This is a genomic window from Mycobacterium sp. ABE4_509 (assembly GCF_056160785.1).
The window spans coordinates 1-25,758 of the sequence record NZ_JBSWXU010000075.1; the positions used below are offsets into that span (position 1 = coordinate 1).

A 25,758-nucleotide genomic window follows, 5' to 3' on the forward strand; every position below is an offset into this window, starting at 1 on the left:
CCGCCGAGGACTCCACCGGCGCGATCGTCGACCTGCGCAGCCGGGGGGCGCGGGTGCCCGCGCCGGCCCGGCGCCGGATATTCCGGCAGCCGCCGGTGCCCAACGACCAGACCCTGGGCGCCATCGTGGCGGTGCTGCGCAAGGTCGCGGCGACGCCGTCGTCTGGCCTTCGGCTGGACCCGGCGGTGGCGATCTCGGAGTTGCAGCACGCCGCGCACCACCAGGAGTCGGTGGTGATCGGTTATGTCGATCCCGCCGGGGTGGCCACCCAGCGAGTGGTCGCGCCGATCAACGTCCGCGGCGGGCAGCTGACCGCGTTCGATCCGGCCTCCGGACGGGTCCGGGAGTTCGCCATCCACCGGGTTACTTCGGTGGTGTCGGCGGAATCCGGATAATGGGACGGATGACTTCCCACCGAGATCTCGCATGACCGACGGCCCGCTGATCGTGCAGTCCGACAAGACGGTGCTGCTCGAGGTCGATCACGAGCAGGCCGGGGCGGCACGGGCGGCGATCGCGCCGTTCGCCGAGCTGGAGCGCGCCCCGGAACACATCCACACCTACCGGATCACCCCGCTGGCGCTGTGGAACGCCCGCGCGGCCGGTCACGATGCCGAGCAGGTCGTCGACGCGCTGGTGACGTACTCGCGCTACGCGGTGCCCCAGCCGTTGCTGGTCGACATCGTCGACACGATGGCCCGGTACGGGCGTCTGCAGCTGGTCAAGCATCCCGCCCACGGTTTGATGTTGGTGAGCCTGGATCGCGCGGTGCTCGAGGAGGTGCTGCGCAACAAGAAGATCGCGCCCATGCTCGGTGCCCGCATCGACGACGACACCGTGGTGGTGCACAACAGCGAGCGTGGCCGGGTCAAGCAGATGCTGCTCAAGATCGGCTGGCCGGCCGAGGACCTGGCCGGCTACGTCGACGGGGAGGCCCACCCGATCAGCCTTGAGCAGGACGGCTGGGCGCTGCGCGACTACCAGCAGATGGCGGCCGACTCGTTCTGGGACGGCGGCTCCGGTGTGGTGGTGTTGCCCTGTGGCGCGGGTAAGACGTTGGTCGGTGCCGCGGCGATGGCCAAGGCCGGCGCGACGACGTTGATCCTGGTCACCAACACGGTGGCGGGACGGCAGTGGAAGCGGGAGTTGATCGCGCGGACCTCGCTGACCGAGGAGGAGATCGGCGAGTACTCCGGGGAGCGCAAGGAGATCAGGCCGGTCACGATCGCGACGTACCAGGTCATCACCCGGCGCACCAAGGGTGAGTACAAGCACCTCGAGCTGTTCGACAGCCGCGACTGGGGGCTGATCGTCTACGACGAGGTGCACCTGCTGCCGGCGCCGGTGTTCCGGATGACCGCCGACCTGCAGTCGCGCCGCCGGCTCGGGCTGACCGCCACACTGATCCGTGAGGACGGCCGGGAGGGCGACGTGTTCTCGCTGATCGGGCCCAAGCGCTACGACGCGCCGTGGAAGGACATCGAGGCGCAGGGGTGGATCGCACCGGCCGAGTGCATCGAGGTGCGGGTGACGATGACCGACAACGAGCGCATGCTCTACGCCACGGCCGAACCCGACGAGCGCTACAAGCTGTGCGCGACGGCGCACACCAAGATCGCGGTGGTCAAGTCGATCCTGGCGCGGCACCCCGAGGAGCCGACCCTGGTGATCGGCGCCTACCTCGATCAGCTGGAGGAGCTCGGCGCCGAGCTGGACGCCCCGGTGATCCAGGGTTCGACGAAGAACGCCGAACGTGAGGCGTTGTTCGACGCGTTCCGGCGCGGCGAGATCCGCACGCTGGTGGTCTCCAAGGTCGCCAACTTCTCCATCGACCTGCCGGAGGCGTCGCTGGCGGTGCAGGTGTCGGGGACATTCGGGTCCAGGCAGGAGGAAGCCCAGCGGCTGGGCCGGTTGTTGCGGCCCAAGGCCGACGGCGGCGGCGCGGTGTTCTACTCGGTGGTCTCCCGCGACAGCCTCGACGCCGAGTACGCCGCGCACCGGCAGCGTTTCCTGGCCGAACAGGGCTACGGCTATGTCATCAAGGACGCCGACGACCTGTTGGGGCCGGCGATCTAGCTGCCCCGTGTAACTCCTGGCGCCTGACGTGCGAAATCATCGGTGAGGACGCATGAAGCAGGCGTTCACGTTAACCTCGACCGGAGCCGACGGCCTCCTGGCGGTCACGACAGAAAGCACGGCATCGAAGTCATGATCGGACGACAGCGCTTCAGCGCACTGCGGTTGACCCGGATCGCCGGGGTGGCGACCACCGCCGCCGCCCTGAGTTTCGGCGCGCTCGGTATGGCCGGACTGGCGGCCGCCCAGCCCGCGCCACCTGCAGATCCCGGGGTTCCGCCCCCTCCGGGGCAGCCGGTGTTCCAGCCGGTCGCCGGCGGGGACGCGCCCCCGGTGGCGCCGCCACCGCCGCTGCCGATGGTTCCCGAGATGCAGAACCCGCAGTACGGCCAGGGCAACAGCGGGGGGCCGCTGGGCTTCCTCAAGGACGCCTGGAACATGGCCAAGGACCCGTACGGGTTCACCCAGATCCCGCCCGAGGGGATGCCCTCCTCGGCGCCGCCGCCCGGGGCCGGCGCGCCACCGCCGCTGCCGCCCGGATACCAGTCGCTCAACGCGCCGGGGTCGGAGACTCCGCTGCCGGAGGCCGATCCCGCGACCGGGCCGCCGCTGCCTGAGGGCTACTACCCGATCAGCGGCCCGCCGCCGCCCGGCTGGTACGACGCTCCGCCGCCGGATCCGACGAATCCGTTCGGCGCGGTGACGCCGATCCCGGCTCCGTAGCCGGCACACCGGGTCACCCGGAGACGGCCGGAATCACCTCGCGTTCGAACATCTCGATGCCCGAGCGGTCGTATGCCGCCTCCGGGAAGTAGCAGATGAAGTACTGGCATCCGAGGTCGCGCAGGTTCCCGATGGCCTCGATGAGTTGTTCGGGGGTGCCGGCTCCGGCCTGCGGGGTGCTCATCGCGCCGAGCATCGCGTCGGCGGCTGCGTCGCCGGTCAGGGCGGCGAGCCGGGACCGTACCCGTTCGAGACGGTCCTTGACCTCCGACTCGGTGGCACCGACCACCACGTTGATGTTCGCCGAACGCACGATGGCGTCGTAGTCGGTGCCGACGTCTCGGCAGTGCCCGGCCAGCACCTGCGACTTGTGCGCGAATCCGTCGGGCTCCGAGGTGAAGTTCGTGTAGTGCGCGTACTTCGCCGCGATACGCAGGGTGACTTTCTCGCCGCCGCCGGCGATCCACAGCGGAATCCCGCCGTCCTGTAGCGGTTTGGGGGCCACGATCGCACCGTCAGCCTGGTAGTGCTTGCCGTCGAAGGTGACCACGCCGTCGCGCCAGGCGTCGCGCATGATCTGCACGCCTTCGTCGAGGCGCGCCAACCGCACCCCGGCCGACGGGAAGCCGTAGCCGTAGGCCCGCCACTCGTGCTCGTACCAGCCGCCGCCGATCCCCATCTGGACGCGACCGCCGGAGATCAGGTCGGTGGTGGCGGCGACCTTGGCGAGGTAGACCGGGTTGCGATAGCTCATCGCGGTGCACATCTGCCCCAGCTTGATGCGCGAGGTGGTGGCGGCGTACGCGGCCATCAACGACCATGCCTCGTGGGTCGCTTCGTCGGTGGGGACGGGCACGGTGTGGAAGTGGTCGTACACCCACAGTGAGTCCCAGGCATCTCTGCCGTCGACGTAGGTGGCGAGGTCACGCATCACCTGCCATTGGTCGGCCGGTTCGATTCCGACCAGATCGAGTCGCCAGCCCTGCGGGATGAACAATCCAAAGCGCATAGTGCTAGACCTTAGGCGCTGCGGGCCACGGAGCCGACCTGGAATCACCCCTTGATGGCATGCTGGCCGGGTGCGGGTCCTGATCTCGGGCGCCAGCATCGCGGGACCGGTGCTGGGGTACTGGCTCGCGCGCTACGGGTTCGACGTGACTGTCGTGGAGCGTGCACCGGAGCCGCGCAAGACGGGCGGCCACGCGGTGGATCTGTTCCGGCCCGCGATGGACATCACCGAGAAGATGGGCCTGTCGGGCCGCGTCGCAGAGCTCGCGACCGGGATCACCGGACTCTCCATCACCCCCGAGGGGGCGCGCCACCCGATCGGTGTCGATCTGACCCGGATCTACCGTGCGGCCTCCGATCGTCACGCCGAGATCATGCGCGATGACCTCAGCGAGATCTATTGTGCTGCAGGCAGAGAAACGGTCGAGTACGTATTCGGGGACTCCATCACCGACATAGCGCCGGACGGGCAGGTGGCATTCGAGCAGGCCCCGGCGCGCCGATTCGACCTTGTGGTCGGGGCCGACGGCCTGCACTCGAATGTGCGCAGGCTGACCTTCGGCGACGAAGCCGGTCTCACCCGATTCATCGGCGCTCATCTGGCTGTGATGTCGCTGCCGAAGTCGCTGGCTCGCGACGGGCAGTCGATCGGCCATGCGGGGGCGGGCCGCATCGCGGCGATCTACACCAGCGCCCATCTCGATGACGCCCGCGCGGTGTTCCTGTTCTCCGGCGATCGACCGCTCGACTACCACCACCGCGACACCGACCGGCAGCAGGAGCTGCTTCGTGCCGCATTCGTGGGGCTGCACCCGCAGGTGGACGGATGGCTGGACCTGCTCGACTCGACATCGACGTTCTACTTCGACGCGGTGACGCAGCTCCGACTCGACAGCTGGTCGCGCGGCCGGGTCACCCTGGTGGGCGACGCCGGTTACTGCCCGGGTCCCGCCGTGGGCGGAAGCACCAGCCTGGCGGTGTACGGCGCCTACGTTCTGGCCGGCGAACTGGCCCATGCAGGCGGTGACCCGGTGCGGGCGTTCGCCGCCTACGAGCGGCGGTTGACCGACCCGGTGCGCCGCAGCCGTGCCTTCGCCCGGGCCGCGGCCAAACGCCTGGTCCCGCGTTCCCGCGCTGGCTCCTGGGCGATTCCGTTGGGCGCCAGACTGTTCACGATGCTGCCGCCGCGTCTCATCGCGGCCCTCACGCAGCGCACCGCGCTTGCCCGGCTGCACGACTCGATGCCGGTGCACGACTACTGCGCTGACCAGCTCTGAGGGTTTCGTCGGCGGCGGCCGCTAGCCTGGCGGACATGGCGCTTCCCAAGCATGAACGCGAACAGTTCCTCGCCGAGCCACACATCGCTGCGCTGTCGGTGAACGCCGGCGCTGGGCGCGGGCCGCTGACGGTGCCGATCTGGTACCAGTACACCGTGGGTGGGCAGCCGTGGGTCCTCACCGGAGCCGGCTCGCGCAAGCACCGGCTCATCGAGGCGGCGGGCTGTTTCTCGCTGATGGCCGAACGTGCCGAACCCTCGGTGCGCTATGTGGCGGTCGACGGTCCGGTCGCCCGGATCGAACCTGCCACCGACGATCAGCTCATCGAGATGACCAGGCGCTACCTCGCGCCGGACAAGGTCGAGGGCTACCTGGACTACTCGCGTCGCGAGCTGGGCGAGAACGTGCTGATCGTGCTCGAGCCGCAGCACTGGCTCTCCGCCGACCTCGGATCGGTGTAGCCGGCGCGCTAGCCGTCGGAGAACAGCGCGGCGACGGCAGGCAGACTCACCTTCAGCGCCGGATTGCGTGGCAGCTCCGCCACTGCGCGTACCGAAACGGGCACGTTGTACACCGGAAGTGACTGTCTCACCAGGTTTTTGATCTCATCTTCGGACGGCGCCGCGGCCCCGGGCACCAGCTCCACCGCTGCGCACGGCACCTGGCCGAGGCGGGAGTCGGGCAGGCCCACCACACATGCGTCGCGCACCGCCGGGTGCGAGATCAGCACCCGGCGCACCGTCTCGGGAAGGATCTTGAAGCCGCCGCGGTTGATCGCGCCGTCGGCCCGGCCGTGCAGCGTCACGAAACCGTCGGCGTCGATGGCCGCGATGTCGGTGGTGCGGATCCAGTCGGGCCCCATCGGGGCGACCTTGGCCTCCAGCAACCCCTGCTCGCCGACCGCGAGTTCGCGCCCGCTGTCGGGGTCGACGACGCGCAACTCGGTGTCGGGCAGCGCCCGCCCGACGCTGTGCCGTTTGGATTCGGCGAACTCGGCGAGCATCTCCGGCGTCCAGGCGCACAACGAACCCGCGAACTCGGTTGCGCCGTAGGCCAGTCGGATCGGGATCCGGTACCGCTGTTCGAACTCGTCGCGGGTCTCGGGGTCCAGCGGACCCGACGCGCTGATCAGGTACTCCAGCGAAGCCAGGTCGCTCTCGGGCACCTGCGCGTCGAGCAGCATGCGGATGACGGCGGGCTGTACCCCGGCCCAGGCGATGCCGTGCCGGCGGATCGTGTCCACCCAGGCCGGCACCGAGAACCGCTCGAGCACCGTGATCCGCCTGGTGTTGTACACCCCGGCGATCAGCTGACAGACACCGATGCCGCCGAACTGCCAGTAGGCGAAGACCGGCGGCGTGTCCGGTGCCGTCTTCTCTCCGGCGGTCACACTGAACACCGTCCGTTCGAGCACCTCGGTCCGGATCGCTTGGCGTTTGGGCGGTCCGGTGGTGCCGCTGGTCAGGATGTGCAGCGCGACGCCGGGCTGCGCCTCGGCGTGCTTGCGGTCCGGGTCGCGACGCTCCAGGCCCGGTACCGGCGCCACGACCGGCGGTTGAAGGGATATCGCAAGACCCGCGGACCCGGCAGCAGCGGCGGCGCCCACCACCGGCGCGGTCCAGTCGTCCTGGTCGGCCACCACCGCGGCCAGCCCCAGCTGCTCGACATCGCGGGCAATGGCCTCGGGCGCCTGGAACGAATAGATCATCGACACGGCGCGACCGCCGGCCAGAAATCCCGCGATCGCGGCCGCGTGCTGCAGGCGGTTGCGCACGATCAGGCCGACGGGGGCGTCGTCGGCGACACCGGCGTCGCGCAGCCCCGCGGCGATGGCGTCGGCGTAGGCGGTGACCTCGTCACCGCTGTACCACCGGCCCTCGAACTCGATGCACGGCTGGCGACCGTAGCCGGACAGGCCTGCCGCAAGGTTTTCGGTAAAGCTTTCCGGCACGGCTCCACCATACGCAACAGCCCCCGGCGTACCGGGGGCTGTTGGTCGATTCGTTCTAGGACGTCAGCGACGCCGGCGGGGTGAACCGCTCGCCGTACTTGGCGGCCAGTTCCTTGGCCCGCGCCACGAAGGCGTCCTTGCCCACGCCGCCTGCACCCTCGTAGCCGACGATGAATTGCGCCGACCCTCCGGTGTAGGGCGGGAAGCCGATGCCCATGATCGAGCCGATGTTGGCGTCGGCGGTCGAGGTGAGCACGCCCTCGTCCAGGCACTTCTGGGTCTCCAGCGCCTCGGCGAACAGCATGCGGTCGATCATGTCCTGCAACGGAATGGAGTTGCTGCCGGAGTCGAACGTCTGCGCCAGCCCCTCCCACAGGCCGACGCGCTTGCCGTCGACGTACTCGTAGAACCCGGCGCCCGCCAGGCGCGACGGCCGCCCGATCTCGATCATCTTGTCGACCACGGCTTCGGCGGGGTGCGGTTCGTAGGTGCCACCCGCGTCCTCGACGCCCTTGCGGGTCGCGGCCGCTATCTTGTGCATCAGCTCCAGGTTCAGCTCGTCGGACAGCTGCAGCGGCGGGGCCGGGTAGCCGGCCTGCGAGCCGGCCTGCTCGATGCTGGCCGGGGCGATGCCCTCGCCCAGCATGGCCAGCGCCTCGTTGACGAACGTGCCGATGACGCGGGAGGTGAAGAAGCCGCGGCTGTCGTTGACCACGATCGGGGTCTTGCCGATGGCCAGCGTGTAGTCGAACACCCGGGCCAGCGCCTCGTCAGAGGTCTTCTCACCCTTGATGATCTCCACCAGCGGCATCTTGTCGACCGGCGAGAAGAAGTGGATGCCGATGAAGTCCTCCTGGCGCTTCACCCCGGTGGCCAGACCGGTGATCGGCAGCGTGGAGGTGTTCGACCCCAGCAGCGCGTTGGGCTCGACGACGTCCTCGATCTCCTGGAACACCTTGTGCTTGAGTTCCTGGTTCTCGAAGACGGCCTCGATGACGAAGTCGACGCCCTTCAGGTCGGCCGGGTCGGCCGCCGGGGTGATCCGGGCCAGCAGCGCGTCGGAGCGCTCCTTGGTTGTCTTGCCACGCTCGAGCGCCTTGGCTTCCAGCTTCTCCGAGTAGCCCTTGCCCTTCTCGGCCGCTTCGATAGACACGTCCTTGAGCACCACATCGAACCCGGCCTTTGCCGAGACGTAGGCGATGCCGGCACCCATCATGCCCGCGCCCAGCACGCCGATCTTGCGGATCTCCTGCTTGGCGATGCCGTCCGGGCGCGATCCGCCGGAGTTGATGTACTGCAGATCCAGGAAGAACGCCTGGATCATGTTCTTGGCGGTCTGGCCGGTCACCAGCGTGGTGAAGTAGCGGCTCTCGATGCGCGAGGCGGTGTCGAAGTCGACCTGCGCACCCTCGACCGCGGCATCGAGGATGGCGCGCGGAGCGGGCATCGGCGCACCCTTGAGCTGCTTGCGCAGCAGCGCCGGGAACGACGGCAGGATGGCGGCCAGCGCCGGGTGCGACGGGGTGCCGCCGGGCATCTTGTAGCCCTTGACGTCCCACGGTTGGGTGTGGGCGTCCGGGTTGGCCTTGATCCACGCCTTGGCCGCGGGAACCAATTCGTCGACGCTGCCGACCAGTTCGTCGACCAGGCCCATCTCCTTGGCCTTACCGGGCTTGAACCGGGTGCCCTGGCTCAGCACCTCCATGAATGCCTTCTGGATGCCGAACATCCGCACGGTGCGCGCCACGCCGCCGCCACCGGGCAGCAGGCCCAGCGTCACCTCGGGCAGGCCGATGACCACACCCTTGGTGTCCGCGGCGATGCGGTGGTGGCAGGCCAGCGCGATCTCCAGGCCGCCGCCCAGGGCGGCACCGTTGATGGCAGCGACCACCGGCTTGCCCAGGGTCTCCAGCTTGCGCAGGTCGGCCTTGATGAACTCGACCTCGGCGAACGACTCGGCGGCGTTCTCCGGGCCCACGTTCATCATGCCCTTGAGATCACCGCCGGCGAAGAAGGTCTTCTTCGCGCTGGCGATCACCACGCCGGTGATCGAATCCTGCTCGGACACAAGGCGTTCGACCGCATTGTGCATGGACTCTTTGTAGTGCTCGTTCATCACGTTGGCCGAACCGGTCGGGTCGTCCAACGTCAGGGTGACGATGCCGTCGGCATCCTTGTCCCACTGAATGGTGTTCTCAGCCATGATTTTTCGTTTTCTCCTAGACCCGCGCTCAGACTCGTTCGATGATGGTCGCGACGCCCATGCCGCCGCCGATGCACAACGTGATCAGCGCGCGCCGAGCGTTGCGCCGCTCGAGCTCGTCGACCATGGTTCCGGTGATCATGGCGCCGGTGGCACCCAGCGGGTGACCCATCGCGATGGCGCCACCGTTGACGTTGAGCTTCTCGTCGGGGATGTCGAGGTCCTTCTGGAACTTCAGCACCACCGAGGCGAACGCCTCGTTCAGTTCGAACAGATCGATGTCGTCGACCGTCAGCCCGGCGCGGTCGAGGACCTTCTTGGTGGCCGGGGTCGGGCCGGTCAGCATGATGACCGGGTCGGCACCGCTGGTCGCGGTGGCCACGATGCGGGCCCGCGGGGTCAGACCGGCCGCCTTGCCGGCGCTTTCGGAACCGATCAGCACCAGCGCGGCACCGTCGACGATGCCCGAGCTGTTGCCACCGGTGTGGACGTGGTTGATCCGCTCCACGTAGTGGTACTTCTGCAGCGCCACGTCGTCGAAGCCGCCCATCGAGCCGACGCCGTCGAACGCGGTCTTGAGCTTGGCGAGACCTTCGGCGGTGGTGTCGGGGCGCATGTGCTCGTCGTGGTCGAGAACAACCAGACCGTTCTGGTCTTTGACCGGCACCACGGACTTGGCGAAGTAGCCCCCGGACCAGGCCGCGGCCGCCTTGGACTGGCTGCGCAGCGCGTAGGCGTCGACGTCGTCGCGGGAGAAGCCCTCGATGGTGGCGATCAGGTCGGCGCCGATGCCCTGCGGGACGAAGCCGATGCGGTAGTTGGTTTCGGGGTCGCTGGCCCACGCACCGCCGTCGGAACCCATCGGGACGCGGCTCATCGACTCGACGCCACCGGAGAGAACCAGGTCGTCCCAGCCGGAGCGCACTTTCTGGGCGCCGAGGTTCACGGCCTCCAGGCCCGAGGCGCAGAACCGGTTGAGCTGGAAGCCGCCGGTGGTCTCCGGCAGGCCCGCCACCAGGCCGGCGGTGCGGGCGATGTCGCCGCCCTGGTCACCGACCGGCGAGACGCACCCGAGGATGACGTCGCTGATCAGCGTCTCGTCGAGGTCGGGGTAACGCGAGCGGATCTCCTCGATCAGGCCGACGACCAGGTTGACGGGCTTGACCTCGTTCAGTGAGCCGTTGCGCTGCTTACCGCGAGGCGTACGGATCGCCTCGTAGATGAAGGCTTCTTCGGACATGTGTGTCTCCAGGTCCTGTTCATGGGTGCCGCGGACCTCCGAACAGCGGAGACCGCGGGGAGGCTGCTCCTCTGTGCGCGATGCTAGCAGCCTCGCCCAACCCGTTGGTTGGGAGACCCTGGAGCAGGGTGGAGACCTCCGAACCCGTCAGTCGGGCTCGCCCTGCGTGTCCTCGAAGAAAGCCCACTTCCCGTCCTGGTTCACCTCGAGCCGCCACCCCAGCTCGGAGTTGTCGGCCTTGGCGTCGACGAACCAGGCATGCGCGTCGTCGGCGTTCTCGATGTCCTTCTTGGCGACGACGTAACCGGTGGGATTGAGTACGCGATAGCTAGCCATTCTCGCCGGGTTCCCAGCGGGCGGCGCTCACACACCTGACAGTGCTCAGGCCGAGTGCTGCGCCCCCGACTCGGCGAGGGTGGGGTAGTCGACGTAGCCCTGCGGACCAGGGGCGTAGAACGTCGTGACGTCCGGTTCGTTCAGCTCAGCTCCGACGGTCAACCGATCGATGAGATCGGGATTGGCCAGGTAGGCCCGGCCGACCGCGGCTGCGCCGATCACGCCCCACTCGGCCAGTTCCTCGAATTGGCAGAAGCGGGCGTCCTCGTCGCGGCCGGTGTTCAGGACGACCGATCCCGGCCAGATTCCGCGCAGCGCGCCGAACGCCGGCACCTCCGGCTTCATGAGCATGTGCAGGTAGGCCAGTCCCCGCGGCGCGATACGTTCGAGCATCGCCGCGTAGGTGGTGACGATGTCGTTCTCGAACATGCCGCCGGCGGTGTTGCCGGGCGAGATCCGCAAGCCCACCCGGCCGGCGCCGATCTCGTCGGCCACCGCCTCGACGATCTCGGCGGTGAGCCGGGCCCGGTTCTGCGGTGAGCCGCCGTACTCATCGGTGCGCTGGTTGACGACATCGGACGAGAACTGATGTAGCAGATAGCCATTGGCTCCGTGGATCTCGACTCCGTCCATCCCCGCGTCGATCGCCCGCCGGGCGGCCGAGCGGAACTGGCCGACGATCGTCTTGATCTCGCCGACGGTGAGCGCTCGCGGCACCGGCAGCGGCTGTCTACCCGACGGGGTGTGGGTGAGAATGTCGGCCGCGATCGGCGACGGCCCCACGGACTCGAAACCGCTGATCTCCGGATGTGCCATCCGTCCCACGTGCCAGAGCTGCACGAACATCTTGCCGCCCGCGTCGTGCACGGCCGACGCGATCTCCGACCACTTCTCCTGATGCCGATCGGTGTAGATGCCGGGGGTGTTCGGGTAGGCGCCGTTGGCCTGCTCGCATATCGCGGTGGCCTCGCTGATGATCAGCCCCGCCTTCGCGCGCTGCGAATAGTAGAGGGCAGCCAGGTCAGACGGGGTTGCGTCGGCATCAGCGCGGGAGCGCGTCAGCGGCGCCATGAAGATGCGGTTCGCAGCGACCGTGTCACCGATCTGGATGGGCCGGAGCAGCGCGGAGTCACTGGCGAGGGTGAACGTCATGCCCGACTCAGCGCGCACCGGCGGGGATTCATTCCCGGAGCGCCACGATCACGCATCCGGCAGCCGGCCCCTCGACGCAGCAGAGGGCGCCCACCCGGGCGCCCTCTGCATCGGCTTCGGTCAGTTTCGCACCGAGGTGTCGACATGGGGCACCTTCACCGCCGGAACCAGCTGGCCCAGCCAGGGATTGTTGGAATCCCCATAGTAGTAACCGTTTCCAGGTCCACCGAACCTGTCCTCGTCGTCGTCTGCCTGGGCAGCGCCGGCCAGGCCGAGCGCCGCGGCAGTCACCGCCGCGGCCAGAATGCCCAGCGATCCGATCTTCTTCATCCCATCCGCCTCGTTTCTTCTCCGGCTGCGGTGTCGCGGGCGATGCTCGCGGCATGCCGGTCTCAACGCGGGGGCCGGAGCTCTGATTCCTGCGTCGGCCCGCCCGGCCCCTCGGCGGTTTCCCTGCGCGCGGGCAGCACGGTCACGGCGAGGCAATAGGCTGCCAACCCATGACCGTCGAACGCCTGCAGCCCTACGCGGTGACGATCTTCGCCGAGATGTCGGCACTGGCGGCCCGGATCGGCGCGGTGAACCTCGGCCAGGGCTTTCCCGACGAGGACGGCCCCGCGGCCATGCTCACCGCCGCCCAACGGGCGATCGCCGACGGGGTGAACCAGTACCCGCCGGGCTTGGGCATCGCGCCGCTGCGCCAGGCCATCGCGGGGCAGCGCCGCCGCCGGTACGGCACCGAATACGACCCCGACACCGAGGTGCTGGTCACCACCGGCGCCACCGAGGCGATCGCCGCCGCGGTGCTCGGCCTCGTCGAACCCGGGTCCGAGGTGCTGCTCATCGAGCCGTTCTACGACTCGTACTCCCCCGTCGTCGCGATGGCCGGCTGCCGCCGCCGGGCGGTCCCGCTGCGCTTCGACGGCCGCGGGTTCGCCATCGACGTCGAGGCGCTGCGCGCGGCGATCACCCCGGACACCCGGGCACTGATCGTCAACTCGCCCCACAACCCCACCGGCATGGTGGCCAGTGACGACGAGTTGCGCGGGCTGGCCCGCCTTGCCGTCGAGGCCGATCTGCTGGTGATCGCCGACGAGGTCTACGAGCATCTGGTCTTTGACGGCCGCCGCCACCTGCCGCTGGCCGACTACCCCGGCATGGCCGGGCGTACGGTGACGATCTCGAGCGCGGCGAAGATGTTCAACGTGACGGGCTGGAAGATCGGCTGGGCCTGCGGCCCAGCGGATCTGATCGCCGGGGTGCGCGCCGCCAAACAGTATCTGAGCTATGTCAGCGGCGCGCCGTTCCAGGCTGCGGTGGCCCTGGCGCTCGACACCGAGGACGCCTGGGTACACGCGCTGTGCACGTCGTTCCAGGAGCGGCGCGACAGGCTGGGGTCGGCACTGGCCGACGTCGGCTTCGAGGTGCACGACAGCTCGGGAACGTACTTCCTGTGTGCGGATCCGCGGCCACTGGGCTATCACGACAGCACGGCGTTCTGCGCCGAACTACCCGAGCGGGTGGGGGTGGCCGCGATCCCGATGACGGCGTTCTGCGATCCGGCCGCGCCCCATGCCGAACAGTGGAAACACCTGGTGCGCTTCGCCTTCTGCAAACGCGACGAGACCCTCGACGAGGCGATCAGGCGGCTGCGCACGCTGCGCCGGTGAGGGCCGCTAGGTGGCCCCGCTCATCACCCGGCGACGCAGGTCGTCGAGCGCGACGTCGAGCACCATCTTCTTGGCCCGCTTGACCAGGAACCGCGGAACGGGGGCGGCCAGGTCGAGGATCAGGTCGAAACGCACCCGGGTGCGATCCTCGCCCTCCGGGGTCAGGTTGTATTCGCCGTGCTGGCCGCGCTGCTGAAACGTCTGCTCGGCGTCCCACACCACCCAGCGCTCGCCCCAGTGGTATTCGAGGATCTCCTTGTCGGTGATCCCCATGATCTTCAGCGTCGCCCGGACATGGTGTGGCCGGCCGTCGGGGTGGCGGTCGAGTACCTCGACGTCCTTGTGCAGCGTCGACCACGACGCCACCGAGTCGATATCGGCCAGCGCGTCCAGGATGACCTCAGGCGGAGCTTCGATCACCACTTCCCTGGACGCCCGGACCGCCATACCGGCAAATCTTAGCTACCGGCTCATCCCCACGCAGAGGATTGTTCAGCCAGCCGCCACCCGCCGGACACCGGGGGCCGAACTACCCCTTGATGACCTTCAGCACCTGTTTGCGCAGCCCCTCGGTGGCGGTCTCCACGCCGCCCTTCATCGTGCGCTTGAGGATGAACCCCGGCATCGGCACCGACAGATCGATCGCGATGTCGAACCGCACCCGGGTCTTGTCGCCCTCCGGGGTCAGCGTGTAGCCGGCGTCCTGCGCCTTGAGTTGGCTGGCAGACACCAGCGTCCAGGTGACCTCGTTGTCACCCCAGGTGTACTCGATCACCTGCTCGTCGGTGAGCCCGGCAGCCTTGACGGTCATCTTGACCTGCTTGGGTCTGCCGTTGTCGTAGCTGTCCAGGATCTCGGCCTTCTGGTACTGCGGCGACCAGCTGGGGGTCGACTCGACGTCGGCGATGACGTCGAGGATCTCCTCAGGCGATGCTTCGATCACGACCTCACGGGAATCCTTGGTTGCCATGGCGCGACCATAGACCACCGGGCATCCGAATGGATCGCATTGCCCCGACCGGGACCGGACGTCGCGGCTAGGCTCGTAATCGTGAGCGCGCCGGTTAATCCCACGGTTGGACCGAACGGCGTGAATGAACCCCGCCCCCGACGGGTAACCGTCGGTCGTGACCAAAGACAAACCGCAGACCACCGAGACGGACGCGGGATCCGACCAGGCCGAAGACGATGTGATCAGCGATCCGTCGAAGGGCGCGCAGGAGGGTGCGGATTGGGCCGACGAGGGCGGTGCCACGCCCGGCGGCCCGGCCACCTGAGGTTCAGCCGCGCTCGGCCAGCACCTGCTGGGCGGCGTTGTAGCCCGGAATGAACGTGATCCCGGGACCGCCGTGGCAGCCGGCACTCGCCAGATAGAGACCGTCGAGCGGAATCGGCTGATCGGTATAGCCTTTCGGGCCCGGGCGATTGGGGCCCATCTGTTCGGGGTGGATCAGCCCGTGGCAGTAGTCGCCGCCCGGGGCACCGAACATGGTGCCCATGTGCTTGGGCGTGAACGTCGTGTGACGCAGGATGAGGCTCTCGAAATCCGGTGCGAGCCTGGTGATCTTCTCGATCACTCGACGGCCCATCTCCGCCTTCATCTCGCCGTAGTTGAGGTCCTCGCCGATCGGGAACCACAGCGAGAACGCCGACGCCGCGTGTTTTCCGGCCGGGGCCAGGGCGGAGTCGTTGGCCGACGGGATCTGCAACGCGATGGCCGGGTCCGCGGGGACGACACCGCGGCCGGAGTCCTCCCACTGCTTCTGCAGATCCTCGGGTGTGCTGAAGATCCCGATGGCGGACTGGTACTCGGGATCGTTGAGAACTTCGTAGGGTTCGGCGAAGGTGGGCGGCCCGTCCAGCGCGAAGTGCATCTGCAGGTAGCTGCCCCGGTGGTCGATGCGCGAGAACCGCTCCCGAATGTCGGGCGGCATCGCGTGGCTGTCGACCAGTGCGTTGACGGTCACATCGGGCGCGACGGCCGAGACGACGACGGGGGCGCTCAGCGTCGAGCCGTCCTCCATCCGCACCCCGGTGACCCGGCCTTCGTCGACGGTGATCTCGTCGACCTTGGTGCGCAGCCGCAGTTCGCCGCCGGCGGAGGTGAACATCGCCAGCAGATGTTCGGTGACCGCCCCCATGCCGCCGTGGAACTTCTTGATCAGCGTGGCGTTCTCGTCGGGCACGGCCAGCCCGAACGCCAGCGCGGCCGCGCTACCCGGAGTGGCCGGGCCCCGGTAGGTGGTGTTGACCGCCAGGAAGGCGAGCATGCCGCGCAGCGCACCGTGCTTCTCCCGGTCGGGGAGGTATCGGTCGAGCACGTCGGTGACCGATCCGAACAGCATGTCGGTGATCGCCTGGCGCTCGAATTCGTTGGTGGCGCAGGCGTACATCTCGTCGAGCGACTTGGGTGGCTGGGCGGCGTCGAACCTGCCCAGTGCGCGGGTCGGGGCCTGGCACCACGCCATCAGCCCTGCCATGCCGTTGACCGCCTCGGCGCCGTGCACCTCGTTGAGGTGGGTGAGCAGCTTCATCGGGTCGGTGTAGTAGATGAGGGGGTCGTCGCCGACACCGCGCAGCTGCACCGACATGACGTCGAGGTCGACGGTGGGCAGGTCGCCGAGGCCGAGCGCCTGGCTGACCACCGCCGAGGTGGGCACCTGCACCGAACCGGCGATCTCGAACCGGAATCCGTCGAACAGCTCCACCGTGGAGGCCATCCCGCCGGCGTACAGCTTGGAGTCCACACACAGGGTCCGCAGACCCGCCTGCTGCATCAGGGCTGCGGCGGTCAGTCCGTTGTGCCCGGCGCCCACGACGATCGCATCGAAGTCCGTCATCGGCTGAGGCTGACACGCCGCGGCAGGTTTTGTCAATATTGACGAAACTTCTCGCCGGCGCCGCTACAGGTGGTCGTCGATACCGGTGCGCAACAGGTCCAGGGCGTTGCGGCACAACCGGTCGAGCTCGGGAAGCGAGCGGTCCGCGCCGAGCATCCACACCTCCATGGCACCGAACACCGCGGCGGCGATACAGCGCGCCGTCACCGTGATGCGCATCCGTTCGCCGGTGCCGGGTGCGGGCGGGTCACTTCCGGCGAGGTGTTCCTCGACGGCCTCGGCGAAGTCGGCCTCGACCTGGCGGATGTGGCGCACGATGCGTCCGGTGTCGAGTTCCTCCGCGCGCATCGCGGCGATCTCGGTGACCGCCCATTCTTCGTACGGCGAGGCCATGATCGCCGATTGCACCGACTCGATGATCGACTCGTCGGGCGAGCGGACGGCCAGCGCGGCCCGGAACCAGTGCAGCCCGGCGTCGTAGTCGGCGAACAGCAGGTCGTGCTTGGAGGCGAAGTGCCGGTAGAACGTGCGCAGCGAGACACCGGCGTCGGCGGCGATCTGCTCGGCGGAGGTGTCCTCGATCCCCTGAGCCAGAAAGCGCACCACCGCCGCCCGTCGAAGCGCTTCGCGCGTGCGCTCGCTGCGCGCCGTCTGGGCAGGCCGAACCATGGTGGGTAAGGTACCCCGACTCAATCCTGGTGCGGGCTCAGCAGGGCGATGGAGGCGTGCACCGCCTCGTCGGTGACATCGCTCATCCGGCCGCCCTCTTCCACGGTGATCGCGGTCAGCTCACGCAGCCCGCCCAGCAGCATGATGGCACGCCGGCGCGGGACGGGCCCGATGCCTGCGGCCAGGAACTCGTCGGTGGCCGCGATCGCCCCGACCATGTCGATGAAGTTGGCCATCGCGTCGCGCTGCAGACCGCGGGCCGCGGCACCCAGCGCGGGAACGTCGCGAATCCAGCTCAGCATCAGCGCCGAGCGCGCCTCCGCCGACGAGATCCACGCCTCGACCGCCTGACGCACCTGCTTCTGCCACGGCGCGCTCGGGTCGACGGCCTGCGAGATCTGGCGGACCTGATCGGCGTTGGCGTCGGACAGCAGCGCGATGAAGCACGCCTCCTTGCCGTCGAAATGCTCGTAGAAGGTCCGCCGCGAGGTCCTGGCCCGGCGCACGATGTCGGCGACGGTCGTCTTGGCGTAGCCGTCCACCGCGATCGACGCCTCCAGGGCATCGAGCAGGCGCTGACGAAAGTCGTTCATGGCATGCCCATGATCCCACGCTCAGCGACAGTAGCTGCGGGTGGCGAAGTCCAGCGCCTGCCGGTAGAGCGGGTCCAGACCGCGGTCCTGTGCCACCGCGGCCCTGGCCGCGGTCAGGTCGCCCGGACAGGCCGGGGAGTGCAGCAGCGCCCACTGCCCGGCCATCTCGGCGACCATGACCCGGTTGAGCGCATCGATGGTTCCCCGCGAGGACGCCAGGTCGGGCGCGTCGGCGGGCGCGGAGGCCGGGTCGAGCTTCCAGTCGGCCAGTCGCCGGTACTCGACGGCGACGGTGGCGTCGATCTGGTCGCGGAAGGCGGTGGTGACGTAGCCGGGATCGATCTGGCGCTCGCGTGCCTGCGCGGCCACCGCGTCGAGCACCTGCTGTTCGCGCGCCGGGTCCTGGATCAGACCGCCGTTGTGCAGTTTGGCCGCGGCGACCGGATCGGCGACCTGGAGGCGCTCGGTGGCGGCATCCACCAGCGGCAGCAACGGGTTCTGCGGCTGTGAGTGCGCCGGCGCGGACAGCAGTAGGGCCAGACCCGCAGCCAGGGCGCTGAGAACGGGGATCATCCGAAGGCTCATCGAGTGGCCAGGGCCGGGATCGAACCGGCGACCTTCCGCTGCGCACACAGCAATGATTCGGGCATGGGGGAACCGTACTGGGAACGTCTACTGGAGACGGTGCGGCCGCGCCAGGTTCGGGTGTTCAGTTTCAGTTTCTGAACAGCCAGGGGTCGGGTCTACCGACATCCAGCACAGACTTATTCAACTGAACCGTTCGGGTTAAGAGCTGGTTCCGCTGACAACGGAATATGCTTATATCACGAACGCACGCCAGGTTCGCTTAGCCTGCATGCGGGATGACGTGGGCAGTTTCACCCCGTTCGGGTAAACCCCTTGTTCCGCGTCCATCGGAACAGGTATGTTTTCCGAACAGGAGATACCCATGACTAAACCAATCACTGCACCGCCCGGCACGGAGGCGGAGATCTTGACCGAGTGCACCGAACTACTCCGCGATCGTCTACCTGATGACTGGCGAGTCGACAGTCAGAGACCGCCGATGGACGGCGCCATAGACGCGATCCTGGCAATCACCGCACCCTCGGGTGAGCAGGTTCGATTCCTCGTAGAGGCGAAGAGGCTACTCGTCGGCCGCGACGTTCCCAGGGTCTCGGAACAGTTGCTGTGGGCAGCAGATCGCGAGCTCATCGATACCAAGACCATGGTCATGTCCCGATACCTCGCGCCCCCAGTTCGCGAGCGGCTGTCGCAGGGGAACATGTCGTTCATCGACGCCACCGGCAACATCTTGATCCAGTCGTCTCGTCCCCCGCTATTCGTTCGCGACCGAGGCGCCGATAAAGATCCATGGCGAAGCCCAGGCCGGCCGCGCGGATCGCTGGCAGGTGAGCCCGCCGCTCGGGTAGTCCGGACACTCATCAAAAAGCGGGGGCCATGGTCGGCACGCGATCTCGTCGGCGCGTCCGGGGCATCCACCGGCGCAACGTACCGGGTGTTGGAGTTCCTTCAAGAAGAGGGGCTGGTGCAGAAGATGGGAACGGACTACGTCCTGAACGACTGGCCAACCCTCCTACGCCGATGGAGTCGTGACTACAGCTTCTTCCGCACCAACCGCACATCGAGCTACATCGAGCCTCGCGGCCTAGAAACGCTGCAGAGCAAAGCTGCCAACTCTCAGTACTCTCAGTACGCAATAACCGGAACGATCGCGGCTGCGCAGTGGGCGCCTTACGCTCCCGCCCGCGCGGCGATGATCTACGTCGATGATGCGGCGCGCGCAGCAAGAGAATGGGGCCTACGGCCAGCGGATAAAGGCGCGAATGTGATTCTCGCCGAACCTAAGTACGACGTCGTGTTCACCGGAACCGGAACCAATCGTGACGGTGCGGTCATTGTCGCGATTGAACAGGCGGCAGTAGACCTACTTACAGGCCCGGGCCGAAACCCCTCCGAGGGAGAGGAACTCATCTCATGGATGGAGCGCAACGAAAGCGATTGGCGCCGTGGATGATTTACTCATCAAAGCCCGTTCAGCCCTGCTCGACGCCCTCGGAGCCCTGACCGAGCAACATGATTCGATCGTCGTGGTCGGCGCGCAAGCCATCTACCTACACAGTGGCCACGCAGACGTTGCGATCGCCGAGGCAACTAAGGACAGCGACCTGGCGGTCGACCCGCGGGCACTCCCCGAAGATCCGCTGCTTGAAGAAGCGATGAAGCGAGCACGCTTCTACCCGAACGTAAACGGGCAACCTGGAGCATGGCTGAACCCGGCAGGAATCCCGGTCGATCTGATGGTTCCAGATGCGTTGTCCCAAGGCGGTAGGTCTCATCGCGGCGCGCGGATCCCACCCCACTCCAACCAGGCAACAAGGCGAACTGTGGGGTTGGAAGCCGCCGTAGTGGACAATGAGCTCCGTACGATATCTGCGCTCGACCCTGACGACACAAGGATTTTCGAAGCCCGAGTCGCTGGGCCAGCCGCACTCCTGATTGCGAAAGTCCACAAGATCCATGAACGACTCGACAGACCTGACCGCCTCAACGACAAGGATGCTCACGACGTCTACCGCCTGCTCATGGCAACGACCGACACCGCGGCACTCGGATCGAGCTTTCAGCGACTACTGAGCGATCCCATATCAAAGACCGTGACGGAGCAGGCTCTCGAATGGATGCCCATTCTATTTGCGGACGGACCCGATGCCCTCGGATCCGTCATGGCAGGTCGCGCAGAGGAAGGGATCGGCGACCCCGACCTGGTCGCCGCCTCCGTTGCCGTGCTTGCAGCCGATGTGCTCGCAGCCGTTGCGGAGGCGTCCAGGTAACCAGCCAAGAGCAAGGGATACGTGCGTCGCACTCGGCGAGCAATCGCCGCAGATCTGCGGGCAGGGTCTTCGTGAGCTTCAGCAAGTCCGCCTTTCCCTGGTCGGTGAACCCAGCGACAAAGGCGAGGAAGTCCAGCCTGTAGGCCAGTTCACGACAAGCACGGGATCAGCAACAGGGCGAGTCGAGGTACTCACGGACAACCGCGAGGTCCCGTGCGTGATCACGGGCGATCCGCTTCGACTTCACGGTGAAGGCGGACTTCTCGATCACCACGAGGCGCAGCCCGTGGTCCGGGATCTCGGCGCGCTTGCGCTCGTCGTAGCGGCGGCGCTGCTCGGCGCGGCCGACCCCGGAGACGGTCTGGCGACGGTCGAAGAACGGAGATGGCTGTGAGTGCTGCTCCTCCTGGAACTCAACGATGAGCCCAAGCTGCGGCCAGTACCCATCAACAGGGAGCTCCGTACCGTGGGGCCGCTTGGCAGACGGGTCGCCGCGGAGCCAATCGAACCGCTGCTGGCGGCGGCCAACCACGCCGAGGACCTCCTCGCACAGGTCGAGGACGTAGTGCTCGTCGGAGTGGGAGCGGCTTACCCGACCTCGAACCCCCAGCTAATCACGCGGGCGAGGCTCGGCGCGTAGTAGGCGCGGTCGGCCGTCTTCTTGAACCGTAGCGAGCCGGGATGCTCCGGGAACAGTAGGTACGTCGCATCGCGCGGCCGGGTGCGCGGCTTGACGAACGGCCACGACACCCGCCTCGCGTACGGGTAACGCTTCGAGAGCGCCTTCTCCGCGTCCTCGCCGAGCCCGATGATCAGCCGCGGCACCACGACATCCAGTTCCTCGTGGAGGAAGTGCAGGCAGTTGTCGATCGCATGGGAGCGCGACTTCCTGTCACCCTCGGGATGGCAGTGCACCACGTTCGTGATGAACAGCTCGCTCTTCTTTCGGTCGGCGAGTTCCAGCGCCCGAAAGATGTAGATGCCGCTCCCCCCGGTGAACGGGACCCCAGACTCCATGCACCTACGGCACAGACTCTGTCCCACGATGGCGACCTGGGAATGCTCCGACCCGGGCCCCGGCGCCGACGCGGTTACCCCCGGCTCGTTCATGTCGGGGCACTGCCGGCACGCGCTGATCCGCTCGGCGATGAGGTCCAGCTGCCGGCGTCTCGTGTACGTCGCCATCGCGCGATCGTCTCACCGGTGGACGACACGACGGGGTGAATCGCAGAGCGTTTCCCGTTCCCGCCACCATGTCACCGGCACGTGCGACGCTTGCCGCCGTGAACGTGACCGGCAACCCGCATCGCGACGAGATCGTTGGCTACCTCCGCCGAGCTGACTGCCACTTCGGCCACACGCTACGTGAGGTGGAAGCGGCCCTGACGGTGGACCAGGTGTCCGAGCTGCGTGACGTCGGACGGGACCAGGTCGCGTCTTGTCGCCACGCGGTGCACCGGGTCCTCGGCGGCGAGTTCGCGGCCAACTACACTCAGGCGTCCTACGACGAGGCGGTGTACCGCGCACTGCTGCACTTCCGCGGTGAGATGTCGGACGAGGCGCATCAGTACGTGCTCTCGCGGCTCGACGAGCTACGGCGAAGGTTCGACCTCGCCACCGGAGTCGAGCCCTTGCAGTGCCCGTACTCCACCGGCGTACCGGCCAAGCCCGGAGCGGGCCGGGGGCGGGAACCAGCGGTGTGCCCGGACTGCCGCCTGCGAGCAGTTCCGCGGCTCCAAGGCGCCGCCTGGATACCGCGACGGCTTGGCGCTGTGCGTGATCGACTCGGTCCAGTCGACCGGCGTCACCTATTCGAGCGTGGAGAACGTGGTGGCCCGCTACCGCGCCTACCGCCGCGGGCAGGGCGGAGATCCCAACCGCGACGGCATCGCCGAGTTGCTGGTCACGTTCGATGAGCTGGCCGGCCCCGGCGGCTGGGCGCAGACGATCGGCAACAGCAACCGCACCTCCACCCGCGGTGGGATCTTGAAGGCGGAGGCGATCCGGGACGCCGCCGGAGTGCTCGACGCTGAGGGGGTCGGCACCAGCACCGCGCTTCGCGCAGCCGCCAAGGACGAGGTGCGGCTGACTCGGGTCAGGTCGGCATGGTCCAGGGTGACCGGCCAAGGCAGCGGGATCACCTGGCACTACATGCAGATGCTCGCCGGTATTCCGGGCGTGAAGCCGGACCGGATGATCTGCCGGTTCGTCGCCGACGCATTGGAGGTGCCCCGCCGCGGTGTCACGCCCACGTTCGCGATGGAGATCCTGACGGCCGCGGCGAAGGAAATGGGCATGTCGCCGACTGATCTCGACCACGCGGTGTGGCAGTTCCAGCGGAGCCGAAAGTAGCCGTTCAGTCCTCCGGCTTGCGCTTCGGCTTTTTCTCCGGCTCCTCCGGCGGCGGCTCGATCCGCGCCGAGACACGGAACACCACATGAAGCCTGCCGTCCACGACCTCCCCGTTATGCCTTCCCGCTGCGAGGGATTCTCTCCACGGCATGGTCGAGGAGACCGTCCAGATCGGCGAGGGGCAGCTCGGTCTTGGGCGGCAGTTCGATTCGGACGCGCGTCTCGTGCCGCATCCGCTCACTCTCTAAAACAGAGCGCGCGATGAGGCAGGCAACCCGCCGCGCGAGCCCGGTCGGGTTGTCGGTGCCCCGGCCTACTGTGACGCCGACAACACCGCTACTCCCAGGGAGGAACCCATGAGGCTCGACGAACTGCAGACACTCATCGCCAGCTCGCTCCCCGCCGAGTGGCGGCGCATCAAGTTGTCGGGGCCGACGTACCGTGACCGCTTCGGTGCGTGGAGCAGTCCCGCCGACGGCACCTCGGGCATCGACCACGACAGCCACGTCGAGGTGGCCGTGTACCGCGCGGACATCGACCTCACGGTGGCGTACGGGATGCCGGAGAGCCAGCACGAGCACAAGCTCAAGTTCGAGTGCTCGGAGAACTTCCCCGACTCCGAGATCCGGTAGATCAGCATCGCCGACTTCTTCTGGCATGGCTCGCTGGTGGACCGCGTGAACTACGTGTACGTCGACGGCGGACGAGGAATCGTGCCGCTCGGCAGGGGCACCAGGGCCTGCGCATCACGCAGTACGCCTCGCGGTGGCGCGGCTGCTCAGCGGAATCGCGGAGTACGACGAGTTCGACCGGTACTACTCCTCGGTCCCGTACGAGCTGAAGGACTGACTGCCGTGACTCTGACGCTGGTCGATCACCGCCGCGGTGCTGCAAGCAAGTACTCCTGGCTCCCTCCGTTGGACTTCGAGGTGCCCTACGAGAACGAGCGCTGGTGGGATGAACCGCGGTACTACGCCGTTGATGAGCCGTGGTTCGTGCAGGTGCTGGAAGGCGGCTTCGAAGTCGCCCGCGTCGAGCTCGACGATCCCGGCGGTGTGAACCCGCAGTACCTCGGCGTCCCGAAGCTTGGTCCGGAGCGCCTGGAGATCCAGTTCTTCGAGGTGGCAACCGCCGCCCGTGGCCGTGGTGTCGGTACCAGGGCGGTGTGGGCGTTGGGAGACCGGCACCCGGACCGACAACTGTTCGCCTACAGCGAGGAGTCGAACGAGTTCTGGGAGTCACTCGGCTGGGAGCGATTCGACCATCCCGACGGTGAGCAGTTCCACCGGCCGCTGTTCATCCAACCGGCCCGGTAGACCCTGGCCGGAGTCACGTACGACACACTGGTCACAATGGTCCCGCCCAACGCGTCGGTACCACACCATAGAGTAGCGGCAACGACAGGAGCCGCAGCTGAGGGGAGCGTGCGATGGCGGACCGGTCGGCGATCGAGTGGACCGAGGCCACCTGGAACCCTGTCACCGGCTGCGACCGCGTGTCTGCAGGCTGCGACCATTGCTACGCGATGACGCTGGCCAAGCGCCTCAAGGCGATGGGCTCGGCGAAGTCACCGCCAACATCTATAGCGATCTGTACTCGGACGAGCTGGACCAGGTCGCAACCAACCTTGATCAGCTTCACGCAACTGAGATTCAGACATCCACGACCGGACAGAAACCGGACGAATCAAACCAACCATCGAGTGCATAACCCGTGTCTATGCAGGTAGATAATGGTGGCCAGGGCCGGGATCGAACCGGCGACCTTCCGCTTTTCAGGCGGACGCTCGTACCAACTGAGCTACCTGGCCGGGCGGCACCGATCACTCGCTACCGAGTGCCTCGCCGTACTGGCGACCCTGACGGGACTCGAACCCGCGACCTCCGCCGTGACAGGGCGGCGCGCTAACCAACTGCGCCACAGGGCCTTACTTCGTGCGACTCCCGCCGTAACGGTCGCCGCTCGTACCCCCTACGGGATTCGAACCCGCGCTACCGCCTTGAAAGGGCGGCGTCCTAGGCCGCTAGACGAAGGGGGCCAGCCGAATCTCTCCGGGGTACTCGCAACGTCGTTCCGTTGGGAGCTTCGATAGCTTAGGGTACCGACACCCAAATCCTCAAACGGGCAGCCCACCGCTATCCTTTTGCAGACCGTGTACGACACCACGCCCCTATAGCTCAGTTGGTAGAGCTACGGACTTTTAATCCGCAGGTCCCAGGTTCGAGCCCTGGTGGGGGCACCACGACAGAACCCGGCACGGTCGGCCGTGCCGGGGTGCGGGGGGCGAACTTCCTCGCGGGGACCAGTTCTGGAGGGTCGGGCGCACCGCTCAGCGGTAGTAGACCTCGCCACCGGACGGGTAGCCGCCGCCGGTGGTCGTGACATGCACGTGGTCGTAGTGGCCGTAACCGCCGGAGCGACCGCCGCCGGGGGTGTAGTAGGCGCCGCGCCAGATGGCGTCCTGTATCCCGAACCGCTCGGCGTTGGCCATCACGTAGGCCACGATCTGGTTACCCAGCGCGATGCCGTTCTGTGAACCGGGGTTGGGGATCATCACGTCGAGCGCCAGGCCGTCGGGATGCCAGCGCAGCGCGTCCTGGCGCACCCCGCCAATGTTGTTGATCTCCGGGAAGGCGGCGCTGATCGCGCGGGCGGTCAGGATGGTGCGCACCTGCAGGCCGCGTTCCGGGGCCACACCGGCGGGCAGGGTGCGGCTGACGACGCGCCACCGGGAGGCGGACACCAGCTCCGCGGGGGTGGCCTCGGCGCCGGCCTCGACGACCGTGACGGGCGCCGGCGGCTGAGCGCTGGGC

At 67.7% G+C, this 25,758-nt stretch carries 27 protein-coding genes, 4 tRNA genes and 3 pseudogenes; 15 read left to right on the top strand and 19 right to left on the bottom strand.

Going from position 1 to position 25,758, the window contains the following annotated elements:
- From ACXAID_RS16490 to ACXAID_RS16500, 3 genes and pseudogenes are all read left to right on the top strand, one after another.
- Positions 1–395 (top strand): annotated as a pseudogene (locus ACXAID_RS16490) (helicase-associated domain-containing protein); the annotation flags it as partial.
- 31 nt (positions 396–426) lie between these two features.
- Positions 427–2,076, top strand: coding sequence for a DNA repair helicase XPB (locus tag ACXAID_RS16495; RefSeq protein ID WP_475023287.1), 1,650 nt, complete (start codon positions 427–429; stop codon positions 2,074–2,076).
- A 132-nt stretch (positions 2,077–2,208) separates the two neighbouring features.
- Positions 2,209–2,799 (top strand): hypothetical protein, encoded by a 591-nt coding sequence (locus ACXAID_RS16500; RefSeq protein ID WP_475023288.1) that lies wholly within the window; start codon positions 2,209–2,211, stop codon positions 2,797–2,799.
- 13 nt (positions 2,800–2,812) lie between these two features.
- Here the strand turns inward: ACXAID_RS16500 and ACXAID_RS16505 are convergent, their stop codons facing one another.
- Complete coding sequence (locus tag ACXAID_RS16505; protein ID WP_475023289.1) at positions 2,813–3,808, bottom strand: LLM class F420-dependent oxidoreductase; 996 nt, start codon at positions 3,806–3,808, stop codon at positions 2,813–2,815.
- Between the two features lie 70 nt (positions 3,809–3,878).
- Between ACXAID_RS16505 and ACXAID_RS16510 the strand changes: the two genes are divergently transcribed.
- Positions 3,879–5,084, top strand: a complete 1,206-nt coding sequence (locus tag ACXAID_RS16510) for an FAD-dependent monooxygenase (protein WP_475023290.1) — start codon at positions 3,879–3,881, stop codon at positions 5,082–5,084.
- Between the two features lie 35 nt (positions 5,085–5,119).
- Positions 5,120–5,545, top strand: a complete 426-nt coding sequence (locus ACXAID_RS16515; RefSeq protein WP_475023291.1) for a pyridoxamine 5'-phosphate oxidase family protein — start codon at positions 5,120–5,122, stop codon at positions 5,543–5,545.
- 8 nt (positions 5,546–5,553) lie between these two features.
- On the opposite strand, the gene ACXAID_RS16520 is transcribed toward ACXAID_RS16515, so the two are convergent.
- The 6 genes from ACXAID_RS16520 to ACXAID_RS16545 all read right to left on the bottom strand — a co-directional run bounded on the left by ACXAID_RS16520 (position 5,554) and on the right by ACXAID_RS16545 (position 12,296).
- Positions 5,554–7,035, bottom strand: coding sequence for a class I adenylate-forming enzyme family protein (locus ACXAID_RS16520; protein WP_475023292.1), 1,482 nt, complete (start codon positions 7,033–7,035; stop codon positions 5,554–5,556).
- Positions 7,036–7,090: 55 nt separating this feature from the next.
- A complete protein-coding gene (locus ACXAID_RS16525; protein WP_475023293.1) occupies positions 7,091–9,238 on the bottom strand; it encodes a 3-hydroxyacyl-CoA dehydrogenase NAD-binding domain-containing protein in 2,148 nt (715 codons plus the stop codon).
- A gap of 28 nt (positions 9,239–9,266) precedes the next feature.
- On the bottom strand, positions 9,267–10,478 hold the full coding sequence (locus ACXAID_RS16530) for an acetyl-CoA C-acetyltransferase (RefSeq protein ID WP_475023294.1): 1,212 nt from the start codon (positions 10,476–10,478) through the stop codon (positions 9,267–9,269).
- Between the two features lie 147 nt (positions 10,479–10,625).
- On the bottom strand, positions 10,626–10,814 hold the full coding sequence (locus ACXAID_RS16535) for a hypothetical protein (RefSeq protein WP_475023295.1): 189 nt from the start codon (positions 10,812–10,814) through the stop codon (positions 10,626–10,628).
- A gap of 45 nt (positions 10,815–10,859) precedes the next feature.
- Positions 10,860–11,966, bottom strand: coding sequence for an alkene reductase (locus ACXAID_RS16540; protein WP_475023296.1), 1,107 nt, complete (start codon positions 11,964–11,966; stop codon positions 10,860–10,862).
- Positions 11,967–12,086: 120 nt separating this feature from the next.
- Positions 12,087–12,296: a hypothetical protein gene (locus ACXAID_RS16545; RefSeq protein WP_475023297.1), complete on the bottom strand. Its 210-nt coding sequence runs from the start codon at positions 12,294–12,296 to the stop codon at positions 12,087–12,089.
- A gap of 170 nt (positions 12,297–12,466) precedes the next feature.
- Between ACXAID_RS16545 and ACXAID_RS16550 the strand changes: the two genes are divergently transcribed.
- A complete protein-coding gene (locus ACXAID_RS16550; protein WP_475023298.1) occupies positions 12,467–13,636 on the top strand; it encodes a pyridoxal phosphate-dependent aminotransferase in 1,170 nt (389 codons plus the stop codon).
- A 6-nt stretch (positions 13,637–13,642) separates the two neighbouring features.
- On the opposite strand, the gene ACXAID_RS16555 is transcribed toward ACXAID_RS16550, so the two are convergent.
- Both ACXAID_RS16555 and ACXAID_RS16560 read right to left on the bottom strand, forming a co-directional pair.
- Entirely contained in the window at positions 13,643–14,083 is a 441-nt protein-coding gene (locus tag ACXAID_RS16555; RefSeq protein WP_475023299.1) for an SRPBCC family protein, read from the bottom strand.
- 82 nt (positions 14,084–14,165) lie between these two features.
- Positions 14,166–14,606 carry an SRPBCC family protein gene (locus ACXAID_RS16560; RefSeq protein ID WP_475023300.1) on the bottom strand — a complete coding sequence of 147 codons (441 nt, stop codon included), beginning with the start codon at positions 14,604–14,606 and terminating at the stop codon, positions 14,166–14,168.
- 157 nt (positions 14,607–14,763) lie between these two features.
- On the opposite strand from ACXAID_RS16560, the gene ACXAID_RS16565 reads away from it, so the two are divergent.
- Positions 14,764–14,913: a hypothetical protein gene (locus ACXAID_RS16565; RefSeq protein WP_475023301.1), complete on the top strand. Its 150-nt coding sequence runs from the start codon at positions 14,764–14,766 to the stop codon at positions 14,911–14,913.
- 3 nt (positions 14,914–14,916) lie between these two features.
- Here the strand turns inward: ACXAID_RS16565 and ACXAID_RS16570 are convergent, their stop codons facing one another.
- From ACXAID_RS16570 to ACXAID_RS16585, 4 genes are all read right to left on the bottom strand, one after another.
- The gene (locus ACXAID_RS16570; RefSeq protein ID WP_475023302.1) at positions 14,917–16,476 is read right to left on the bottom strand and encodes a phytoene desaturase family protein; all 1,560 of its coding nucleotides are present in this window, start codon (positions 16,474–16,476) and stop codon (positions 14,917–14,919) included.
- A gap of 63 nt (positions 16,477–16,539) precedes the next feature.
- The gene (locus tag ACXAID_RS16575; RefSeq protein ID WP_475023303.1) at positions 16,540–17,145 is read right to left on the bottom strand and encodes a TetR/AcrR family transcriptional regulator; all 606 of its coding nucleotides are present in this window, start codon (positions 17,143–17,145) and stop codon (positions 16,540–16,542) included.
- Positions 17,146–17,165: 20 nt separating this feature from the next.
- Positions 17,166–17,738 (bottom strand): TetR/AcrR family transcriptional regulator, encoded by a 573-nt coding sequence (locus ACXAID_RS16580; protein ID WP_475023304.1) that lies wholly within the window; start codon positions 17,736–17,738, stop codon positions 17,166–17,168.
- Between the two features lie 21 nt (positions 17,739–17,759).
- Positions 17,760–18,311, bottom strand: coding sequence for a chorismate mutase (locus ACXAID_RS16585; protein ID WP_475023305.1), 552 nt, complete (start codon positions 18,309–18,311; stop codon positions 17,760–17,762).
- A gap of 376 nt (positions 18,312–18,687) precedes the next feature.
- Between ACXAID_RS16585 and ACXAID_RS16590 the strand changes: the two genes are divergently transcribed.
- Entirely contained in the window at positions 18,688–19,776 is a 1,089-nt protein-coding gene (locus ACXAID_RS16590; protein WP_475023306.1) for a hypothetical protein, read from the top strand.
- A complete protein-coding gene (locus ACXAID_RS16595; protein WP_475023307.1) occupies positions 19,769–20,593 on the top strand; it encodes a hypothetical protein in 825 nt (274 codons plus the stop codon). The genes ACXAID_RS16590 and ACXAID_RS16595 overlap by 8 nt, the downstream gene beginning before the upstream one ends.
- 166 nt (positions 20,594–20,759) lie before the next feature.
- Here ACXAID_RS16595 and ACXAID_RS16600 read toward each other — a convergent pair whose 3' ends face one another.
- Together ACXAID_RS16600 and ACXAID_RS16605 are read right to left on the bottom strand one after the other, a co-directional pair.
- Positions 20,760–21,125: a hypothetical protein gene (locus tag ACXAID_RS16600; RefSeq protein WP_475023308.1), complete on the bottom strand. Its 366-nt coding sequence runs from the start codon at positions 21,123–21,125 to the stop codon at positions 20,760–20,762.
- A 56-nt stretch (positions 21,126–21,181) separates the two neighbouring features.
- Positions 21,182–21,778, bottom strand: a complete 597-nt coding sequence (locus ACXAID_RS16605) for a uracil-DNA glycosylase family protein (RefSeq protein WP_475023309.1) — start codon at positions 21,776–21,778, stop codon at positions 21,182–21,184.
- A gap of 591 nt (positions 21,779–22,369) precedes the next feature.
- Here ACXAID_RS16605 and ACXAID_RS16610 point away from each other — a divergent pair.
- The 5 genes and pseudogenes from ACXAID_RS16610 to ACXAID_RS16630 form a co-directional block, all read left to right on the top strand.
- Positions 22,370–22,945: a hypothetical protein gene (locus tag ACXAID_RS16610; RefSeq protein WP_475023310.1), complete on the top strand. Its 576-nt coding sequence runs from the start codon at positions 22,370–22,372 to the stop codon at positions 22,943–22,945.
- Between the two features lie 356 nt (positions 22,946–23,301).
- A complete protein-coding gene (locus ACXAID_RS16615; RefSeq protein WP_475023311.1) occupies positions 23,302–23,577 on the top strand; it encodes a hypothetical protein in 276 nt (91 codons plus the stop codon).
- Positions 23,578–23,799: 222 nt separating this feature from the next.
- Complete coding sequence (locus tag ACXAID_RS16620) at positions 23,800–24,261, top strand: GNAT family N-acetyltransferase (RefSeq protein WP_475023312.1); 462 nt, start codon at positions 23,800–23,802, stop codon at positions 24,259–24,261.
- 113 nt (positions 24,262–24,374) lie between these two features.
- Positions 24,375–24,512 (top strand): annotated as a pseudogene (locus tag ACXAID_RS16625) (DUF5131 family protein); the annotation flags it as partial.
- Positions 24,509–24,655 (top strand): annotated as a pseudogene (locus tag ACXAID_RS16630) (site-specific integrase); the annotation flags it as partial. The pseudogenes ACXAID_RS16625 and ACXAID_RS16630, both read left to right, overlap by 4 nt.
- Positions 24,656–24,678: 23 nt before the next feature.
- On the opposite strand, the gene ACXAID_RS16635 reads toward ACXAID_RS16630, so the two are convergent.
- The 3 genes from ACXAID_RS16635 to ACXAID_RS16645 all read right to left on the bottom strand — a co-directional run bounded on the left by ACXAID_RS16635 (position 24,679) and on the right by ACXAID_RS16645 (position 24,983).
- Positions 24,679–24,755: transfer RNA gene (locus tag ACXAID_RS16635), tRNA-Phe, on the bottom strand.
- A gap of 40 nt (positions 24,756–24,795) precedes the next feature.
- A tRNA-Asp gene (locus tag ACXAID_RS16640) sits at positions 24,796–24,872 on the bottom strand.
- Between the two features lie 38 nt (positions 24,873–24,910).
- Positions 24,911–24,983 (bottom strand) — tRNA-Glu (locus ACXAID_RS16645).
- A gap of 128 nt (positions 24,984–25,111) precedes the next feature.
- Here ACXAID_RS16645 and ACXAID_RS16650 point away from each other — a divergent pair.
- A tRNA-Lys gene (locus ACXAID_RS16650) sits at positions 25,112–25,187 on the top strand.
- An 87-nt stretch (positions 25,188–25,274) separates the two neighbouring features.
- Here the strand turns inward: ACXAID_RS16650 and ACXAID_RS16655 are convergent.
- On the bottom strand, positions 25,275–25,758 hold a 484-nt coding region (locus tag ACXAID_RS16655; RefSeq protein WP_475023313.1), incomplete at its 5' end, for a VldE C-terminal domain-containing protein.

Bases quoted from the DNA above. Each gene is read 5' to 3' on its own strand.
- ACXAID_RS16495 (WP_475023287.1), top strand. From the start codon at position 427: ATGACCGACGGCCCGCTGATCGTGCAGTCCGACAAGACGGTGCTGCTC.
- ACXAID_RS16500 (WP_475023288.1), top strand. From the start codon at position 2,209: ATGATCGGACGACAGCGCTTCAGCGCACTGCGGTTGACCCGGATCGCC.
- ACXAID_RS16505 (WP_475023289.1), bottom strand. From the start codon at position 3,808: ATGCGCTTTGGATTGTTCATCCCGCAGGGCTGGCGACTCGATCTGGTC.
- ACXAID_RS16515 (WP_475023291.1), top strand. From the start codon at position 5,120: ATGGCGCTTCCCAAGCATGAACGCGAACAGTTCCTCGCCGAGCCACAC.
- ACXAID_RS16525 (WP_475023293.1), bottom strand. From the start codon at position 9,238: ATGGCTGAGAACACCATTCAGTGGGACAAGGATGCCGACGGCATCGTC.
- ACXAID_RS16530 (WP_475023294.1), bottom strand. From the start codon at position 10,478: ATGTCCGAAGAAGCCTTCATCTACGAGGCGATCCGTACGCCTCGCGGT.
- ACXAID_RS16535 (WP_475023295.1), bottom strand. From the start codon at position 10,814: ATGGCTAGCTATCGCGTACTCAATCCCACCGGTTACGTCGTCGCCAAG.
- ACXAID_RS16540 (WP_475023296.1), bottom strand. From the start codon at position 11,966: ATGACGTTCACCCTCGCCAGTGACTCCGCGCTGCTCCGGCCCATCCAG.
- ACXAID_RS16545 (WP_475023297.1), bottom strand. From the start codon at position 12,296: ATGAAGAAGATCGGATCGCTGGGCATTCTGGCCGCGGCGGTGACTGCC.
- ACXAID_RS16550 (WP_475023298.1), top strand. From the start codon at position 12,467: ATGACCGTCGAACGCCTGCAGCCCTACGCGGTGACGATCTTCGCCGAG.
- ACXAID_RS16555 (WP_475023299.1), bottom strand. From the start codon at position 14,083: ATGGCGGTCCGGGCGTCCAGGGAAGTGGTGATCGAAGCTCCGCCTGAG.
- ACXAID_RS16560 (WP_475023300.1), bottom strand. From the start codon at position 14,606: ATGGCAACCAAGGATTCCCGTGAGGTCGTGATCGAAGCATCGCCTGAG.
- ACXAID_RS16570 (WP_475023302.1), bottom strand. From the start codon at position 16,476: ATGACGGACTTCGATGCGATCGTCGTGGGCGCCGGGCACAACGGACTG.
- ACXAID_RS16575 (WP_475023303.1), bottom strand. From the start codon at position 17,145: ATGGTTCGGCCTGCCCAGACGGCGCGCAGCGAGCGCACGCGCGAAGCG.
- ACXAID_RS16580 (WP_475023304.1), bottom strand. From the start codon at position 17,738: ATGAACGACTTTCGTCAGCGCCTGCTCGATGCCCTGGAGGCGTCGATC.
- ACXAID_RS16585 (WP_475023305.1), bottom strand. From the start codon at position 18,311: ATGATCCCCGTTCTCAGCGCCCTGGCTGCGGGTCTGGCCCTACTGCTG.
- ACXAID_RS16590 (WP_475023306.1), top strand. From the start codon at position 18,688: ATGACTAAACCAATCACTGCACCGCCCGGCACGGAGGCGGAGATCTTG.
- ACXAID_RS16605 (WP_475023309.1), bottom strand. From the start codon at position 21,778: ATGGCGACGTACACGAGACGCCGGCAGCTGGACCTCATCGCCGAGCGG.
- ACXAID_RS16615 (WP_475023311.1), top strand. From the start codon at position 23,302: ATGAGGCTCGACGAACTGCAGACACTCATCGCCAGCTCGCTCCCCGCC.